We start from the raw sequence: 15,272 nt of genomic DNA, 5'->3' as shown, positions 1-15,272 counted from the left end.
CGCGTGCCTCACGGACGGCGGGTCCGCGTGCCTCGCGGACGGTGCGGGGAGCCTGTCGCCCGGTCAGGAGTCCGTCCGCCTGCGTCCGCCTGCCGGGGCGGCGACGTACTCCGTACCGGAGCGAGTCGCGATGTCCGGGGCTGTCAGTGCCCGTTGATATACGTGGATCATGACTGCCTTCAAGGACTTCAACTTCAAGCTCCTCGTCGTCGAGAAGCTCATGTACTGGGACGAGACCCTCCTCCCGGCGTTCAGCATGGCGGAGCACCTGCGGGCGCGCGGCATCGAGGACCTTCACGACTACGTCGAGGAGAACGGTCTGGAGTTCACCGTCCTCGCCGAAGGCCGCGCCTTCTTCGAGGAGTTGGAGATACCGGCGCACCTCCTCGCCACCGTGGAGGAGCTGACCCTGGACGGCGGCCACCAGGTCTACATGGAGTGCGCCCCGGTCTGGGACGGCGAGGACGACATCTTCGACGTGCACTCCCTCGACGATCTGGACCTGCTGCCCAACCTGAAGCTCGTCACCGGGGGCCGTGCGCTGGAGCACATGGTCCCGGGATCGCTGGACGTCCTGGCCGCGCGGGGGATCGCCGCGCGTCACTGAGCCGGGAGTGCCCCGTTCGGATCGCGTCACCGGCCGCAGGACGGCCCCCGGACCGCCTCAGCCGTAGTGCCGCAGTTCCGGCCACAACGCGCCCCAGGGGCGGCGGGGGCCGGTGCAGACGTAGACGTGGCCGCCCCATTCGGTGTTGTGCACGCCGTAGGGGTTGGAGAGGCCGGCCGCCACTTGGACGTCGCGGAAGTACCGGCGCAGATACGCGGTGTATCCGGGGGCGTCGTCGGGGCCCGGCGCGACGGCCACCACGGTCGTGGCGCGCGGGTTGCCGGGACCCCACCACCAGTCGGTGTTGTGGGCGCTCACGGCGGTGGGCAGCCCGGTGCCGCGCCCGAGCTCGTTGATGGCACCGGCCTCGCCGTAGTCCGCCGTGTAGATCACCGCGTTCGCGCGTTGCTCCGCAGGCAGGCCGGTCCACACCTTCCGCACGGTGGACACGAGTTGGGGCCAGCCCACGGATTCACCCGAGTTGGTGCTGATGGCGTACGTCCAGCCCGTCTGCGAGGGCGGCAGCACCGGCAGCACGACCACGGCGAGGAACGCCGCGGAGACGGCCGTACCCGTCCGCAGGCTCCGCAGCCGGTCCGGGCGCGCGTGCAGCCACCCGTCGCGCCCGACCGCTCCGGCCGCCAGCAGACACACGTACAGCCCGCCCAGATAGTAGATCTGCGCGCCGGTGGTCACGGCGAACAGGACGAACAGCACGGCGTACGCGATCACCAGGGACCGCCACAGCGGCCGGCCGGACCCCCACAGGAACCGCAGCCCCGCCACCCACACCGCCAGCATCACCGGGCCCGCGATGACGACCTGCCCCACGATCCAGGTGAGGATGTTGCCCGGTCCGCCGTTCTCGGCGTTCAGCGCCCGCGTCATCGGCAACATCGCCCAGTCGTGGTGCGCCTGCCACCACAGATCGGGCAGGACGAGCAGCACGGCCACCCCCACGCCCGCGAGCAGCCGGCGGTCGGCCACGGTCCGCCGAGCCGGGCCGATCAGTACGGAGGCCAGCAGGACGATCCCGAAGAGGGCCGCGAGATGGTTGAACTCCGCGCCGACGCCCACCAGTACCCCTGCGGCGAGCCACCACCGCGTGTCGCCGGTGCGGCCGATCCGTACGACCACGCACGCGATCGCCGCCCACGCCAGCACCTCGTACGACGTGGTGTTGGCGAGATGCGCACCGCCGAGCAGCACCGGCATGGTGCCGGTGGCGACCGCCGCGAGCAGCTGGCTCCGCCGAGCCCCGCCGAACTCCCGTGCGGTCAGCCCGCCCACGACCACGGTGCCCGCCGCGGCCAGTGCCGGCCACAGCCGGAGACCGGCCTCCGAGACACCGAAGAGCGACAGCGAGACCCGGGCCAGCAGCGGAGCCAGCACCGGCTGGTCCACGTAACTCGCCTGGAGGTGCCGGGCGCTGTCGAGGAAGTACAACTCGTCGGTGTGGAAGCCGTAGCGGGTGGAGAACGCCATCAGTACGGCGAAGACCACGCCCGCGACGACGAACACCCGGTGGTCCAGCGGGCCGACGGGCCGGCAGGGTTGCGAGGTCCTCCCTGCCCGCCCTGTCTCCGGCTGCTGCTCCGAGTCCGCCTCGTCCGTCATGTCCGCCCCCGGTTTTCCCGCCCCGGTCCCGGTTCTGGACCCGGGGCTCGCCCTGCGGCGCCACGCTTCGCACCGCCCCTACGGGGCCCGGGCCGCGCTCGCACTCTACGTACCGCATCGTGTGTCGTGAAGTGTCCTATGTCATAAGGAAGTTGGTTCACTCGACGCTGTTGCCGACCGGCTGCGGGGCTACGCTCCGCACCCATGAACCGAAGGCGCTCCAAGAAGCTGTCGAGGGATTTCGTCGGCGCGGCCCTGACCGGCGACACCGCGCGCCTCCAGGCGCTCCTGCGCGCCGGCGCCGATCCGGAGGCGCCCGACCGGTACGGCACCACCCCGCTCCACTTGGCCTCGGTCCAGGGCGAGGCGGGCGCCGTCTCGGCCCTCCTGCGGGCCGGTACCGCTCCCTGACGCGCCGACAGGACACCTTGCGGTGTTGACGCGGCGTGAACCCTTCCGGCGCTTTCGCCGTAGCGGTCGGTGAGGCCCACGAGGTGCGTGGGCCGGACGGCGACTGGAAGAGGGGCCGAAGTGATGAACCTCGGACGACGTGGTGTTCGGGCGCTCGCGGCTTGTGCCGCGGTGGTGGGCATCCTGGGGGTGGAGACCGTCGGCGCGTCCAGTGCCACGGCTTCCTACAGCGAGTGTCCGGACGACGAGTTCTGCATGTGGCAACACGTCGAGTACGAAGGCTTGTTCGTCTACTCCAGCGAACCGCAGCCCAACGTCCACGACTTCAACGACCGGGCCAGTTCGTTCTGGAACCGGACCGATGGGTGGATCGCCGTATACGGCGACTCCAACTACGGGAACAGTTCCAGCCCGGAGAAGAACTACTGCTGGTCCATCGCCCCCGGAGCCTCCTCGGCCAACATCGGGTACGTGACGGAGGGCGGCGTCCGCGTGGAGACGGAGGCGAACGACTCGGTGTCGTCGTTCAGGCCCGGTGTGTGCGAGGCGCCGTACCGCGTCTTCTACTGACTTGGTCCGTGAGCAAAGGGTCCTGCGGTTCGTGGTACGTGGTCACTCGGACTGGTAACTGCCGTACACGCGGGCGACCTTCGGCTGCCCAAGGAAGCCCCGGCGAACGTGACGTCGGAAATCCGCCAGCGTGCTCGCCGTCGGTCGGACGAGAATCCGCTCATGACCGCTGAAGCGCAGGGAATACGCGTCCGTCACCGCGGGCATGAACCGCAGGTCCATCCCACCGCCTACGTCGCCCCGACGGCCACGCTCGTCGGCGATGTCCGCGTGGGGCCGAGGGCACGGGTGATGTACGGCGCGGTGCTCGATGCCGAGGGGTCCCGGATCGAGGTCGGGGAGGCGACGGTGATCTGCGAGAACGCGGTGTTGCGCGGGTCCGCGGTCGCCGGTGACCAGCCGGTGCTCGTCGGTGACCACGTCTTCGTGGGGCCGCAGGCCACGCTGCTGGGCTGCGAGGTCGGCAGGTGCGTCTACGTGGCGACTTCGGCGACGGTCCTGCAGCGCGCACGGTTGGGGGCCGGTTCGGTCGTGGCGGTCGGCGCGCTCGTCCATGCGCGCACCGCGGTGCCGGACGCGTACTTCGTGCCGCCGCACACCGTGGCGCTCGACGCGCCGGTGCGGCTGCTGGCCCCCGGCGATCCGGGCCTGGCCGAGGCCGTCCGGCGGGTGGGCTTCGCGCAGGTGGCGTTCGGTGTCGACGCGGAGTGGACCGACCGGGTCAGCCGGTACGAGCAGATCGCGGAGGTGCGCGTCGCCGAGTTCGGCGCGCACGCGGACGACGAGGTCCTCGATTCCGGCTCTCGGGGCGTACCGAGTCGCGATCACTGAGGGCTGTCCCGCGATTCCTTCGTGAGGACGGCCGGCCGGTCCGCGTCCTCATCGACACCGCCCGCAGTCAGCGCCCCTTCCCCGCCGCGCCCGCACCGGGCCTCTCCCCGGGTTTCCACCCCCAGGCGGTGAGCATCCCGGCCGACAGCGCGGCGCACTCGTCGGAGACCAGGTAGCGGATCGCCGCGTCGACGGCGGCGTCGTCCACCAGCCCGGTGGCGAGCATCGCGGGCCGGCTGCGCTCCCAGGTGTCCGCCCAGAAGCGGCTGATGGGACTCTCCGGCTGGAGCGGCGGCACGTGGATCTCGGCGGCGACGGGTGCGAGTCCCGCTCCGCGCAGCAGCTGCGGGTACGACGGCACCCAGGAGACATCGGTGCCGATCGTCGCCCCCAGCCCCTGCCACATCGCCCGCATCGCCGCGGTGTACGGGGTGTCGGGCGTACGGTCGCTCGTCAGGTCCACCGCGTCGCTGAGCACCAGCACGCCTCCCGGGGCGACGAGTCCGGCCAGCGTGGTGATCAGGCTCTCGTGCCCGGCGAGGTGCATCAGGACGAAGCGCGCGTGGACGAGGTCGTACGCGCCGGAGACGAATCCCGGGGCGGTGATGTCGGCTTCCAGGAGGTCGAGGCCGGGGACCGGCCGCTCGCCGAGGAACCGTACGTCGCGGTCGACGGCGAGCACGCTCTCCACCCCGGCCTCGCCCAGCAGCCGGCGGGCGACCGTGCCCGTGCCCGCCCCCACGTCGAGGCAGCGCCACCCCGGGCCGACGCCGAGCGCCCGCAGCCGCGCCAGGGTGACGTCGTCGTAGGCGAGGGCCCCGAAGTCGATGCGCTCGCCCTCGCCCGCCTGCTCGGGCCGGAAGAACGCCTCGCCGTAACGGCCGCCCTCCGACGCGGGGTTCACGCCGTCACCCGCGTCGAGCCGGGCGCCCGGTGACCGGCGGCTTCCGGGGACGGGCGGGTGGCTGGGGGAGGGAACAACGGGTCGACGGCAAGGTGTGGCATGACCGGGCCTTTCCACGCGGCGGGGGTGCGGGCGGCCCGTCCGCAGGACCAGGCCGGGTCTGACCATTCCCGCCGGGCGGGCGGCGCCCCACCGAATCCTCCACAGGCGGTCGCCCGCACGGCCGAGGCGCGCCGGACCCGAGGGCCTGTCGGGTGACCCGGCCGGGCGCGTCCCGCCGGTCCGGGCCCGTGCCCGCCCCTGCGGCTCCCTACCGGCCGGCCTCGGCCAGCACCGCGTCCGTGAACGGGGTCCACACCTCGGCGGCCCAGGGGCCGAAGGCGCGGTCGGTCAGGGCGACGCAGGCGACGCCCGCGCCCGGGTCGATCCAGAGGAAGGTGCCGGACTGGCCGAAGTGGCCGAAGGTCGCGGGGGAGGAGGTGGTGCCGGTCCAGTGCGGGGACTTGGAGTCGCGGATCTCGAAGCCGAGGCCCCAGTCGTTGGGGTTCTGGTGGCCGTACCCGGGGAGTACGCCCTTGAGCCCGGGGTGCACGACGGTCTGCGCCTCCAGCACCGTGCGCGGGTCCAGCAGCCGGGGTGCCTGCACCTCGGCGACGAAGCGGACCAGGTCGGCGACGGTCGAGACGCCGTCCTTGGCGGGCGAGCCGTCGAGCGTGGTCGACGCCATCCCCAGCGGTTCGAGGACGGCCTCGCGGGCGTAGTCGGCGAAGGGGATGCCGGAGGCCTTCGCGATGTGCTCGCCGAGGACCTCGAAGCCCGCGTTGGAGTAGAGCCGCCGGGTACCGGGCGGTGCCGTCACCCGGTGCTCGTCGAAGGCGAGACCGCTGGTGTGGGCGAGCAGGTGGCGGACGGTCGAGCCCTCGGGACCGGCCGGTTCGTCCAGTTCCACGGCGCCTTCCTCGTACGCGACGAGCGCCGCGTACGCCGCCAGCGGCTTCGTCACGGAGGCGAGGGGGAAGCGGTGCGCGGTGTCGCCGTGCGTACCGAGGACGGTGCCGTCCGCGCGTACGACGGCGGCTGCCGCGGTGGGGACGGGCCAGTTCTCGATCAACGCCAGGCTCTGCATGGTTACGAGGGTAGAGGCAGCGGACCCGCGTCCCGGAGCAGGGGCCGGGGCTCACCGCTCCGACGCTGCCGCCGGTCGGGGGTCCCCGTGCGCCACCAGGGGCGCGGGGGCTCCGGTGGCGGCCGGCAGCGCCACGGCGGCCTGGGCGGCCAGGTCGACGGCGACGAGGCGGGCCTCCAGGGGCGGCGGCAGGGCGCCCGGCGGGGGAGTCAGCACGAACCGCCCCAGGCAGCGGTCGAGCACCGTGACCCGGAGTTCGATCTCGCCGTCCGGCCAGCCCTGCCGGTCCACGTCCCAGATCCAGCCCGGTACCCGCACACTTCCGTCCGGGGCGAGGACCGACGGCTGCCCGACGGGCTCGGTGTGCGTGAAATCGTGCGCGAAGTCGTGCGTGAGCCCGTGCGCGAGGCCGTGCGCGACATCGCGTTCGGCGGGGGGCTCGGCGCCGTACTCGAAGCGGCACTCGCTCAGCTCCAGGACGTCCACCAGCTCGTGCCGGACGCGGTCCATCACGGCGTCGGCGGACGCGCCGGTCCTGACCAGCCCCGTCGTACGGTGCAGCCGGTCCAGGTGGGAGGCCTCGGTGAAGGCGAACCGGCGCAGGACCAGGGCCCGCGCGGCGAGCTGCGACACGACCAGCCCGACCGCCAGGAGCAGCACGGCCGTCTCGATGTCGGCCCCGTCGTCGATGTCGAAGCTCTCGAACGGCTCGGCGTGGAAGAAGTCGAACCACGCGGCGGACGACAGCGCGGCGACCGCGCCCGCGAGGCGGTTCCCGAGCGCCGCCACGGCCCCGACCACGACGACGAGGAGCAGCGCCGCGTTGGTGTTCGTGATATCGGTACGGACGGGGATGAGGACCAGCGCCAGCAGCAGCGGGGCCAGTACCCCGGACAACACGGCGACCACGTCCCGCAGGCCGGACCTCATGACATGCCTCGCAGAACTCGAAGGAACCTGTGGTCCCAGCTTCGGACCCGCACGGCGGGAACGGCGCCCGCCGGTGGGGAACTTGACGGATCACTGATACAGCGCTGACGCGGCATTGATGCGGCGGCACGGCCGGGGCCCGCCGGGTGTCACCCGCGGGTTCCACTTGCTTGGAGTGCACTCCAACGTTCTAACGTGGAGGTCATGACGGTGACGCAGAGCACGTCCGTACGACCGGTGCCCCAGCAGGCCTCCCCGCCGGGCCGGACGGTCCGGTACACGATCAGCGAGGTCGCGGCCCGCACCGGACTCACCGCGCACACCCTGCGCTGGTACGAGCGGATCGGCCTGATGCCGCACGTCGACCGCTCGCAGACCGGTCAGCGCAGGTTCACCGACAAGGACCTCGAATGGCTGGACTTCGTCGGCAAGCTCCGGCTGACCGGGATGCCGGTGGCCGACATGGTCCGGTACGCGGAACTGCTGCGCGAGGGCGAGCATACCTTCGACCAGAGGCAGGCGCTGCTGGAGGCGACCCGCCGCGACGTACGGGCGCGGATCGCGGAGCTCCACGAGACGCTCACCGTCCTCGACTACAAGATCGACTTCTATGCGAGCGCCCGACGGGCGCCGGAAAGGCCGTGTGTCTGATGACGGAGAACACCCTTCCCACCGTGCAGCTCGGGGCGGACGGACCGCAGGTCGGCGTGCAGGGACTCGGCTGCATGGGCATGAGCGAGTTCTACGGCGAGACCGACGAGATGGCCGCCCACGACACCCTGCACACCGCTCTGGACGCGGGGGTCACCCTCTTCGACACCGCCGACATCTACGGACGCGGCGCCAACGAGGAGTTCCTCGCCTCCTTCGTCGGGACCAACCGGGACCGGATCACGCTGGCCACCAAGTTCGCCATCGAGCGGACCGACGACCCGGCCTACCGGGGCGTCCGCAACGACGCCGCCTACATCAGGCAGGCGGTGGAGGCGAGCCTGCGCCGCCTCGGCACCGACGTGATCGACCTCTACTACATGCACCGCCGCGACCCGCGGGTCCCCTTCGCCGAGTCGGTCGGCACGATGGCGGAACTGATCAAGGAGGGCAAGGTCAAGCAGCTCGGACTGAGCGAGGTGACGGGGCCGGAGCTGCGCGAGGCGCACGCCGTGCACCCGATCGCCGCGCTCCAGTCGGAGTGGTCGCTCTTCAGCCGGGACCTGGAGCACAGCGCCGTACCGGCCGCCGCCGAACTGGGCGTCACGCTGGTGCCGTACTCGCCGCTCGGCCGCGGCTTCCTGACCGGGGCGTTCGCGGACGCCGGGAAGGACCTCGGCAAGGACGACTTCCGGCAGTACCAGCCCCGCTTCACCGGCGACAACGCGAAGAACAACGCGGCCCTGCTGGAGCCGGTCCGCCGGATCGCCGAGGCGCACGGGGCGACCCCCGCGCAGGTGGCGCTGGCCTGGGTGCACCAGCGCGCCCAGGTGCACGGGCTCACCGTCGTGCCGATCCCCGGCACCCGCAAGCCCGCCCGGCTGCTGGAGAACGTCGGCGCGGCCCGGATCGTCCTCACCCCCGGGGAACTGGCCGAGCTGGAGCCGATCGCCGGCAAGGTGGCGGGCGACCGCTACCCCGACATGAGCAACACGGCGACGGCCCGGGAGAAGTAGGCCGTGTGTCACGGGCGCCCGTACCCCCCGCGCGGAGGCGGGGTACGGGCGCCCGCCCCGCGAGCCTCACGCCAGCCCCAGCGCGAACACCGCGAACCCCGCCGCGAGCAACCCGACCACGGCGTTGCGCGCCCGGGTGGTGCGGGTGCCCCGGCGCCACGGGGCCTCGAAGCGGCGGGTGAAGCGGGCGATCAGCACCAGCAGGGCCGCGCACACCGGCAGCCAGAGCACCCGCGCCACGATCCAGCCGACGCTGTCGGGAGCCGTGGTCAGGCCCGGTACGCCACCTCCCACCAGGGACGCCGGGACGGCGGCGGCCAGCAGCGCGGTCTGGTGCCAGCACAGGATCGTCATCGCCGACAGGTTGACGACCACCACCGGCGCCCAGAGCGCGGGGCGGCGCAGCAGCCGGCCGATCCGGTCACGCAGCAGGATCGCCGCACCGCTCTGCGCGGCGGCCAGCGCCAGTACCAGCAGCGACGGCGGATGCGAGTTGGTGCGCGCCACGCCCGGTACGCCCACCATCGACGCCGGGTAGTGCCAGACCAGCAGCAATGCGGCGAACAGCACCGTGCCGCCCGCCAGCAGGAACGACGCACCGCGCCGCCCGATCCGGCCCACGCCCCAGCTCGCGCCGAGCTGGTACGCGAAGAGCCACCCCGGCAGGATGTTGAGCAGGCCCAGCCAGGACGGCACGGCGTCCGCGTACGGCCCGTACCGCAGGAAGTCCACCACGGCGACCGCCCCCAGGAGCGGCGCGGCGGCCCACCCGCCGAGGCGTTCCGCGAGCCGTACGCAGACCGGGGTCAGCGCGGTGACCACCAGGTAGACCCCGACGAACCAGAGTGGCTGGATCACCAGCGTCGCGCCGGTCCGCAGGGTGGTCCACTCCACCCCGAGCAGATGCGCCACCGGAGCGAGCACCGCCCACACGGCGGTCACCCCGAGGACGGGACGGCCCAGCCGGGCGAGCCGCCCACCCAGCCAGGCGCGGGCGGTGGACGTGCGGCGCCGGTAGGAGAGGGCGGAGACGTACCCGCCGACCAGGAAGAACACCCCGAGCATCTGGAGCACCCAGCTCACCGGGGCCAGCGCCCCGAACGTGGAGAGCGGGCTCGCGTTGTGCAGGGCGCCGTCGCCGTCGCGGGTGAACCCGCCGAGCAGCCAGTGCCCGGTCGGCACGGCGAGCAGCGCGAGGGCGCGCATCCCGTCGATCGCGCGGTCGCGGTGGGCGGGGGTACGGGACTCGATCCGGGCGGCGAGCGTGGCGGGACTCATCGGACCGGCCCCTCTCCCGCGGTTCCCTCGACGATGGCGGCGAAGGTCCTCAGCGAGTCGGTGCCGGGGGCGAAGTAGCCGGTGTGGCCCACGGCCAGGCGGGCCGGTACCCGGCGGGCGCCGAACCCCGGGTCGGTCGGATCGGTGCCGTGGCCGACCCCCGCGAACTCGACGTTCGGCACGTCGTCGATCCAGTCGGTGGGGTCCTTCGCCGCCCAGACCCGGGCGGAGGTGTTGAGCGCGGCCACGTTGTCGGCGCGCATCCCGGGGGAGCCGAGCACCACCAGGTCGCCGACGCGCAGCCGGTGCGCGGCGAGCCCGCAGACCACCGAGCCGTAGCTGTGGCAGAACACGGCGGGCGCCGGAAAGCCGTCCGCCGCCAGCCCGTCCGTGAACCGGGCCAGCCGGTCCGCGCCGATCGCGGCCAGATCCCCGGTGGCCGCGTCCCACCCGACCCCGACCGGGGTGGTGTACCCGGCCCAGGCGATCACGGCGGTGTCCGGCCCCGTCGCGTCCCTGAGCGACCGGGCCATCCCGGCCGGAGCGCCGTACGGGTCGCTGTCCCGGTCGTACGTCCCCGCGTCGATGTCCGACCCGGGCACCACGACCGCCACGTGCCGGGCCGTCCGCAGATCTCCGAACACCTCGGCCACCAGACCGCGACCGCGCGGGTCGAACGCGAGGATCTGGCGCCCCTGTTCGGCGAGCGACCGGTACCGGGGACCGGTACTCGCCCGCAGGGCGAGGGAGTTGGCTCGGTAGCGCAGTTCCAGCGGTACGCCGTCGAGGTTGCCGACGACGGACGGGTGCCGCACCACCAGGGCTTGGCGCTGTGCGGGGTTCAACGCGGCGAAGAACGAAGCCACTTGGGCTGGCGTGGCGCTCGCCGGATCGGGCAGCGCGTGCCCCGCCGCCTCGTCGGCGCGCCAGGACGCGCTGCCCGGCGGCGGCCCGCTGACGGCCGTCTGCGCACTTCCCGACGCCCAGCCGGCGGTCCCCGCCGCCACGGTGGCCGCCAGCGCGACCGCCACCAGAGTCCTCGCGTACCGGCGCATCCGCTCCTCCTTCCGTTCCGTCGCCCCGGACGGTGCGACGGAGCAGAAGGTAGGAAGGGGACACCCCGGCGGGCGTCACACCGGAGAGCCGAGTGCGAGGTGCTACCGGGGTAGGGGGTGTACGGGGTCCGGTGTGGTGCCGGGGGCGGTCCGGCGCCGGGCGCGGGGCTGCTCAGCCCCGTTCGGCGCGGGCGGCGATGGTCCGGGCGCACTCCAGCGACTCCGTACGCGTGGTGTCCACCTCCAGGTCGTACACCACGCCCTCGTGGACCGACTCCGCCTGCGCCGCCGCCATGCCCCGGACGCGGTCGCCGCGCGCGATCTCCCGTCCCGAGGCGACCTCGCTCGCGCACCGGACCCCGACCCAGAGCACGTCCAGCCCCACCAGGGCCTTCTGCCAGTGCGCCTGCGACTCCGCGCCGCCGAGGAAGACGTCGTCCACGATCATCCGGGCGCCCGCGCGCGCCGTCGCGGCGACCCCCTCCATCCAGGCCGCCTCCAGCCGCCGGAACTCCCCGCCCACGTTCACTCCGCCGTCCGCGGTGAACTCGATCCCGCCTTCGGACGCCCGCATCGACGCGGGCATCGAGTCCACCAGGGTGTCGATGGCGGCCGAGAGCCACGGCTCCGCCAGCACCGCCTGCAGACACCGGACGATCCCGGACTTGCCGGAGCTGGAGCCGCCGTTCAACACGATCACCTGAGTCGCCATCAGGCCACGGTAGAGGGGATCGGCGCGTTGTCCGAAGCGTTTTCCGGCGGGGCCGGGGCCGGGGCCCGGCCGGGGCTCCGGCTCTGCGCCCAGCGGACGGCGGGCGGAGCGGCCATGCCCGTCAGGACGAACAGCGCCCCCACCACGTACCAGCCGGGGCGCCCCCAGCCGATGCACAGCGCGATGAGCAGGCCCGGCCCGAGGGCTTCGGCGACTCCGGCGCCCAGGCCGAACACGCCGAGGTACTGGCCGGTGGCGTGGGGCGGGGCGAGGGAGTAGGACACCTCGAAGCCGGCCGCCGCGTGCCACAGTTCACCGATCGTGTGGATCACCATCGCGGTCATCAGGAGCGTCGCCGCGGCCCACGCGGGTACGCCCGCGGCGAGGGAGATCAGCGAGCAGGACACCAGGAAGGCCGCCCCCGCCCGGCGGTAGGCGGATCCGCCCGCCGCCGGGGAGTCCACGCCGCGGCCCGCCCTCACCTGGAACACCACAACGATGACGGTGTTGACGAGCATGATGCCGGAGACGAGCAGGTGCGGCGCGGCCGTGGCGGCGACCAGCCAGAGCGGGATGGCCACCGTCAGCACCTTGAACTGGATCCCCATCACCCCGTCGAGAGCGGCGAGCAGGAGGTAGGGGCCGTCCCGAAGGGCCGTCCAGCGAGGTCCGCCGGTGGTGGCCACGGGCTTGACCGGAGGCAGACGGAGCAGGACCGCCGCCGAGGCGGCGAAGGCGACCGCGTTGCCGACGACCAGCAGCCGGTACGCCGGGACCGTACCCACGTGGACGACCCAGCCCGCGGCCAGGGCGCCGAGTGAGATGCCCACGTTGGTCACCGCGCGGAGGTACGCGCGGAAAGCCTGCGGCCGGTCGCCGCCGTAGTGCCGGATGAGCGGGCTGCGGGCGGCCTGGCCCGCCGCCTTTCCTCCGGCGACCACCCCCACCGCGAGGACGAACAACCAGAAACTGTCCGCCCACAGGAAGCCCGCCGTGGCCAGCGCCTGGACGGCGAGGGTCGTCGCGTAGACGCCGCGCGCACCGCGCCGGTCCGCGAGATGGCCCGCGGCGACGCCCACCGCCAGCGCGACGATCCCCGCGACGCCGAGGCCGAGGCCCACCCGGCCGGCCGGGAGGTGGACCGCCTGGGTGAAGTAGAGGACGCCCGCGGTCAGATAGAGGCCGCTGCCGAGGGTGTAGACGAAGTTGCAGGCGGCGAGTACGCGTTGGGGTGCTGTGTTCGGCAGCAGTGCGGGCATGAGCAGGCCCTCTTCGTCGATGGTGAGAGGCTGTCGATGGTAAGAGCTGCTCAAGCTTCGCGCTTCTTACCCTCTCAACGCAACGGAGTTCTCCTGGGGTTCGCCGCGCTGCCCGGGCGCCAACCGCCTCAACTGCCCGGTGTGACCAGTCCCGACTCGTACGCGAAGATCACGGCCTGGGCGCGGTCCCGCAGGTCCAGCTTGGCGAGGACCCGCCCGATGTGGGTCTTCACCGTCTGCTCGGCGAGTACCAGGCGTCCCGCGATCTCCTGGTTGGAGAGCCCGCGCGCGATCAGCTCCAAGACCTCGGTCTCCCGGGGCGTCAGCCCGTTCAGCCGGAGTGCCTGGCCGCTGCGGGCGGCGCCGGACGGGCGCTGGGCGGCGAAGTCCGCGATCAGCCGCCGGGTCACGGACGGTGCGAGCAGCGCGTCGCCCGCCGCCACCACCCGTACCGCCGCGATCAGATCGGCCGGGGGCGCGTCCTTCAGGAGGAACCCGGACGCCCCGGCGCGCAGCGCCTCGTACACGTAGTCGTCCACGTCGAACGTGGTGAGCATCAGCACCTTCGGGCGGTGCGCCACCCCGACCGGCGGGTCCAACAGGGCGCGGGCGGCGGCGAGTCCGTCCATCTCCGGCATCCGGACGTCCATCAGGACCACGTCGGGCCGCTGGTTGCGGCTGACCTCGATGCCCTGGCGGCCGTCCGGCGCCTCGCCCACCACGTCGATGTCGCTCTGCGCCGACAGCAGGGCCGCGAACCCGGCCCGCACCATGGCCTGGTCGTCGACGATGATCACGCGGATGGTCACGGGGAATCCTCCGGGGCGGTGGGCGGGTCGGCGGGTACGGCAGGGGACGCGGGCGGGGAGGGCGGTACGCCTCCGGGGGCGGCCGGCCCCAGCGGGAGCCGGGCCGCGACCCGGAACCCGCCGTCCGGCAGCGGACCGGTGTCCAGCGTGCCGCCGGTCAGCCGTACCCGCTCCCGCATCCCGACCAGACCGTGCCCGGTCCCGGACGTCTCCAGCGGGGAAACGGGTTCCGGCGGAGGCGAGTTGACCACCAGCACGGTCAGATGGCCGTCATCGGCCCGTACGGACACCCGGGTCGGGGCGCCCGGCGCGTGCCGCACCACGTTGGCCAGCGCCTCCTGAGCGATCCGGTACGCGGACAGGTCCACGGCCGGCGGCAGCTCGCCCGGATCCGCCGCGAGCGCCAACTCCACCGGCAGACCCGTGCGTACGGTCGCCTCCACCAGTTGCTGCAACCGGTCCAGGCCGGGCTGCGGGGCCCGCTCGCCCGATGTCCCGTCGCCGCGCAGCACCGTGAGCAGCCGCCGCATCTCGGCCAGTGACTCCCGGGCGCTCGCCGCGATCGAGGCGAACTCCTCCCGGGTCTCCTCCGAGAGCCCGGCCACCCGGTACGGGGCGGAGTCCGCCTGCACGGTGATCACGGACATGTGGTGCGCGACCACGTCGTGCAACTCCCGGGCGATCCGGGCGCGTTCCTCCAGCAGGGTGCGCCGGGCCCGCTCCTCGGCGCTGATGGTCTCCTGCTCGGCCAGCCGCCGCTGCGCGTCGCCCCGTTCCCGTACGGCCGCTCCGGCCATCAGCGCCACCGCGCCGAGGACGGAGAGCAGCAGCGCGCTCGCGTTCCCCCGGTCCGGCGCCAACGAGTAGAGCACCAGACCCGACGCGCTCGTCGCCAGCCACACCGCCACCAGGGTCCGGCGGGTCTCCCGCAGCCCCAGCGCGAGCAGCACGAAGAGCTGACCGACGATGACGGTCGGCGGCCACGGCCAGACGGTGTACGGGCCCGGGGGCTCGGCCAGCAGCGCCAGCGCCCCGGCGACCGAGGCGAGGAAGGTGACCCACCAGACCTGGAGGGGCCGGTGGGCGAGGAGCAGCAGGGGCAGCGTCTGGGCCACCGCGAGGGTGGCGGCCAGCGCGCCCGGCACACCCCGGTCGTTGGCCAGCACGTTGACGGTGACCGGCAGGAGCGCCGCGGTCAGGGCGAGCACGACCGCGTACGGGAGCATCCGCTGCCAGAGCCTTTGCGCGTCAGCCAGCAGCGGGGTGACCGGGTGCGAGGGCGCCGACAGCCGGTCGACGAGCGCGCGCAGCCGCTTCCGGGCCGCGCTCCACGCACCCCCGGCCGGCGGCTTCCCGCCGGGCGGACGGGGGGAATCGGGAGATCCCGGGAATCGGGGAGTTTCAGGGGTCTGGGACATGGCCGGGCCAGCGTAGGCAGCCGACCGCCCCGCGGGCGTCATACCGGGGTGCCGGAGTGCGGCGGGCCGTGTCGTACC

At 73.4% G+C, this 15,272-nt stretch carries 16 protein-coding genes; 6 read left to right on the top strand and 10 right to left on the bottom strand.

Going from position 1 to position 15,272, the window contains the following annotated elements; all coding sequences use genetic code 11:
* The first annotated feature begins 169 nt into the window (after positions 1 to 169).
* The gene (locus ACFWEE_RS11330) at positions 170 to 607 is read left to right on the top strand and encodes a DUF6892 domain-containing protein (RefSeq protein ID WP_386888355.1); all 438 of its coding nucleotides are present in this window, start codon (positions 170 to 172) and stop codon (positions 605 to 607) included.
* A gap of 57 nt (positions 608 to 664) precedes the next feature.
* On the opposite strand, the gene ACFWEE_RS11325 is transcribed toward ACFWEE_RS11330, so the two are convergent.
* The gene (locus ACFWEE_RS11325; RefSeq protein ID WP_386888354.1) at positions 665 to 2,224 is read right to left on the bottom strand and encodes an ArnT family glycosyltransferase; all 1,560 of its coding nucleotides are present in this window, start codon (positions 2,222 to 2,224) and stop codon (positions 665 to 667) included.
* A gap of 204 nt (positions 2,225 to 2,428) precedes the next feature.
* Between ACFWEE_RS11325 and ACFWEE_RS11320 the strand changes: the two genes are divergently transcribed.
* From ACFWEE_RS11320 to ACFWEE_RS11310, 3 genes are all read left to right on the top strand, one after another.
* Positions 2,429 to 2,635 carry a hypothetical protein gene (locus ACFWEE_RS11320; RefSeq protein WP_386888353.1) on the top strand — a complete coding sequence of 69 codons (207 nt, stop codon included), beginning with the start codon at positions 2,429 to 2,431 and terminating at the stop codon, positions 2,633 to 2,635.
* A gap of 123 nt (positions 2,636 to 2,758) precedes the next feature.
* Positions 2,759 to 3,205 (top strand): peptidase inhibitor family I36 protein, encoded by a 447-nt coding sequence (locus tag ACFWEE_RS11315; protein WP_386888352.1) that lies wholly within the window; start codon positions 2,759 to 2,761, stop codon positions 3,203 to 3,205.
* A 162-nt stretch (positions 3,206 to 3,367) separates the two neighbouring features.
* Positions 3,368 to 4,036, top strand: a complete 669-nt coding sequence (locus ACFWEE_RS11310) for a gamma carbonic anhydrase family protein (RefSeq protein ID WP_386888351.1) — start codon at positions 3,368 to 3,370, stop codon at positions 4,034 to 4,036.
* Positions 4,037 to 4,103: 67 nt separating this feature from the next.
* Here ACFWEE_RS11310 and ACFWEE_RS11305 read toward each other — a convergent pair whose 3' ends face one another.
* The 3 genes from ACFWEE_RS11305 to ACFWEE_RS11295 form a co-directional block, all read right to left on the bottom strand.
* The gene (locus ACFWEE_RS11305) at positions 4,104 to 4,940 is read right to left on the bottom strand and encodes a class I SAM-dependent methyltransferase (RefSeq protein WP_386888350.1); all 837 of its coding nucleotides are present in this window, start codon (positions 4,938 to 4,940) and stop codon (positions 4,104 to 4,106) included.
* A 310-nt stretch (positions 4,941 to 5,250) separates the two neighbouring features.
* The gene (locus ACFWEE_RS11300; RefSeq protein WP_386888349.1) at positions 5,251 to 6,066 is read right to left on the bottom strand and encodes a serine hydrolase domain-containing protein; all 816 of its coding nucleotides are present in this window, start codon (positions 6,064 to 6,066) and stop codon (positions 5,251 to 5,253) included.
* 51 nt (positions 6,067 to 6,117) lie between these two features.
* Positions 6,118 to 6,996: a DUF4118 domain-containing protein gene (locus tag ACFWEE_RS11295; RefSeq protein WP_386888348.1), complete on the bottom strand. Its 879-nt coding sequence runs from the start codon at positions 6,994 to 6,996 to the stop codon at positions 6,118 to 6,120.
* 204 nt (positions 6,997 to 7,200) lie between these two features.
* On the opposite strand from ACFWEE_RS11295, the gene ACFWEE_RS11290 reads away from it, so the two are divergent.
* Together ACFWEE_RS11290 and ACFWEE_RS11285 are read left to right on the top strand one after the other, a co-directional pair.
* On the top strand, positions 7,201 to 7,647 hold the full coding sequence (locus ACFWEE_RS11290; protein ID WP_386888347.1) for a MerR family transcriptional regulator: 447 nt from the start codon (positions 7,201 to 7,203) through the stop codon (positions 7,645 to 7,647).
* Entirely contained in the window at positions 7,647 to 8,663 is a 1,017-nt protein-coding gene (locus tag ACFWEE_RS11285) for an aldo/keto reductase (RefSeq protein ID WP_386888346.1), read from the top strand. Before ACFWEE_RS11290 ends, ACFWEE_RS11285 begins: the two co-directional genes overlap by 1 nt.
* Before the next feature lie 66 nt (positions 8,664 to 8,729).
* On the opposite strand, the gene ACFWEE_RS11280 is transcribed toward ACFWEE_RS11285, so the two are convergent.
* From ACFWEE_RS11280 to ACFWEE_RS11255, 6 genes are all read right to left on the bottom strand, one after another.
* Positions 8,730 to 9,941 carry an acyltransferase gene (locus tag ACFWEE_RS11280; protein WP_386888345.1) on the bottom strand — a complete coding sequence of 404 codons (1,212 nt, stop codon included), beginning with the start codon at positions 9,939 to 9,941 and terminating at the stop codon, positions 8,730 to 8,732.
* The gene (locus tag ACFWEE_RS11275) at positions 9,938 to 10,996 is read right to left on the bottom strand and encodes an alpha/beta hydrolase (RefSeq protein ID WP_386888344.1); all 1,059 of its coding nucleotides are present in this window, start codon (positions 10,994 to 10,996) and stop codon (positions 9,938 to 9,940) included. Before ACFWEE_RS11275 ends, ACFWEE_RS11280 begins: the two co-directional genes overlap by 4 nt.
* Before the next feature lie 172 nt (positions 10,997 to 11,168).
* The gene (gene cpt / locus ACFWEE_RS11270) at positions 11,169 to 11,708 is read right to left on the bottom strand and encodes a chloramphenicol phosphotransferase CPT (protein ID WP_386888343.1); all 540 of its coding nucleotides are present in this window, start codon (positions 11,706 to 11,708) and stop codon (positions 11,169 to 11,171) included.
* Positions 11,708 to 13,021: an MFS transporter gene (locus ACFWEE_RS11265; protein ID WP_386888342.1), complete on the bottom strand. Its 1,314-nt coding sequence runs from the start codon at positions 13,019 to 13,021 to the stop codon at positions 11,708 to 11,710. Before ACFWEE_RS11265 ends, cpt begins: the two co-directional genes overlap by 1 nt.
* Positions 13,022 to 13,095: 74 nt before the next feature.
* Complete coding sequence (locus ACFWEE_RS11260) at positions 13,096 to 13,776, bottom strand: response regulator (protein ID WP_386888341.1); 681 nt, start codon at positions 13,774 to 13,776, stop codon at positions 13,096 to 13,098.
* Positions 13,773 to 15,194, bottom strand: a complete 1,422-nt coding sequence (locus ACFWEE_RS11255; protein WP_386888340.1) for a histidine kinase — start codon at positions 15,192 to 15,194, stop codon at positions 13,773 to 13,775. Before ACFWEE_RS11255 ends, ACFWEE_RS11260 begins: the two co-directional genes overlap by 4 nt.
* Positions 15,195 to 15,272 lie beyond the last annotated feature (78 nt).

The sequence above is a fragment of the Streptomyces sp. NPDC060184 genome, assembly GCF_042728795.1.
GTDB lineage: Bacteria > Actinomycetota > Actinomycetes > Streptomycetales > Streptomycetaceae > Streptomyces.
Note: the sequence above shows the minus strand (reverse complement) of the source record. Positions and strands in the feature narration are given on the sequence as shown.

Bases quoted from the DNA above. Each gene is read 5' to 3' on its own strand.
- ACFWEE_RS11330 (WP_386888355.1), top strand. From the start codon at position 170: ATGACTGCCTTCAAGGACTTCAACTTCAAGCTCCTCGTCGTCGAGAAG.
- ACFWEE_RS11325 (WP_386888354.1), bottom strand. From the start codon at position 2,224: ATGACGGACGAGGCGGACTCGGAGCAGCAGCCGGAGACAGGGCGGGCA.
- ACFWEE_RS11320 (WP_386888353.1), top strand. From the start codon at position 2,429: ATGAACCGAAGGCGCTCCAAGAAGCTGTCGAGGGATTTCGTCGGCGCG.
- ACFWEE_RS11315 (WP_386888352.1), top strand. From the start codon at position 2,759: ATGAACCTCGGACGACGTGGTGTTCGGGCGCTCGCGGCTTGTGCCGCG.
- ACFWEE_RS11310 (WP_386888351.1), top strand. From the start codon at position 3,368: ATGACCGCTGAAGCGCAGGGAATACGCGTCCGTCACCGCGGGCATGAA.
- ACFWEE_RS11300 (WP_386888349.1), bottom strand. From the start codon at position 6,066: ATGCAGAGCCTGGCGTTGATCGAGAACTGGCCCGTCCCCACCGCGGCA.
- ACFWEE_RS11295 (WP_386888348.1), bottom strand. From the start codon at position 6,996: ATGAGGTCCGGCCTGCGGGACGTGGTCGCCGTGTTGTCCGGGGTACTG.
- ACFWEE_RS11290 (WP_386888347.1), top strand. From the start codon at position 7,201: ATGACGGTGACGCAGAGCACGTCCGTACGACCGGTGCCCCAGCAGGCC.
- ACFWEE_RS11285 (WP_386888346.1), top strand. From the start codon at position 7,647: ATGACGGAGAACACCCTTCCCACCGTGCAGCTCGGGGCGGACGGACCG.
- ACFWEE_RS11280 (WP_386888345.1), bottom strand. From the start codon at position 9,941: ATGAGTCCCGCCACGCTCGCCGCCCGGATCGAGTCCCGTACCCCCGCC.
- ACFWEE_RS11275 (WP_386888344.1), bottom strand. From the start codon at position 10,996: ATGCGCCGGTACGCGAGGACTCTGGTGGCGGTCGCGCTGGCGGCCACC.
- cpt (WP_386888343.1), bottom strand. From the start codon at position 11,708: ATGGCGACTCAGGTGATCGTGTTGAACGGCGGCTCCAGCTCCGGCAAG.
- ACFWEE_RS11255 (WP_386888340.1), bottom strand. From the start codon at position 15,194: ATGTCCCAGACCCCTGAAACTCCCCGATTCCCGGGATCTCCCGATTCC.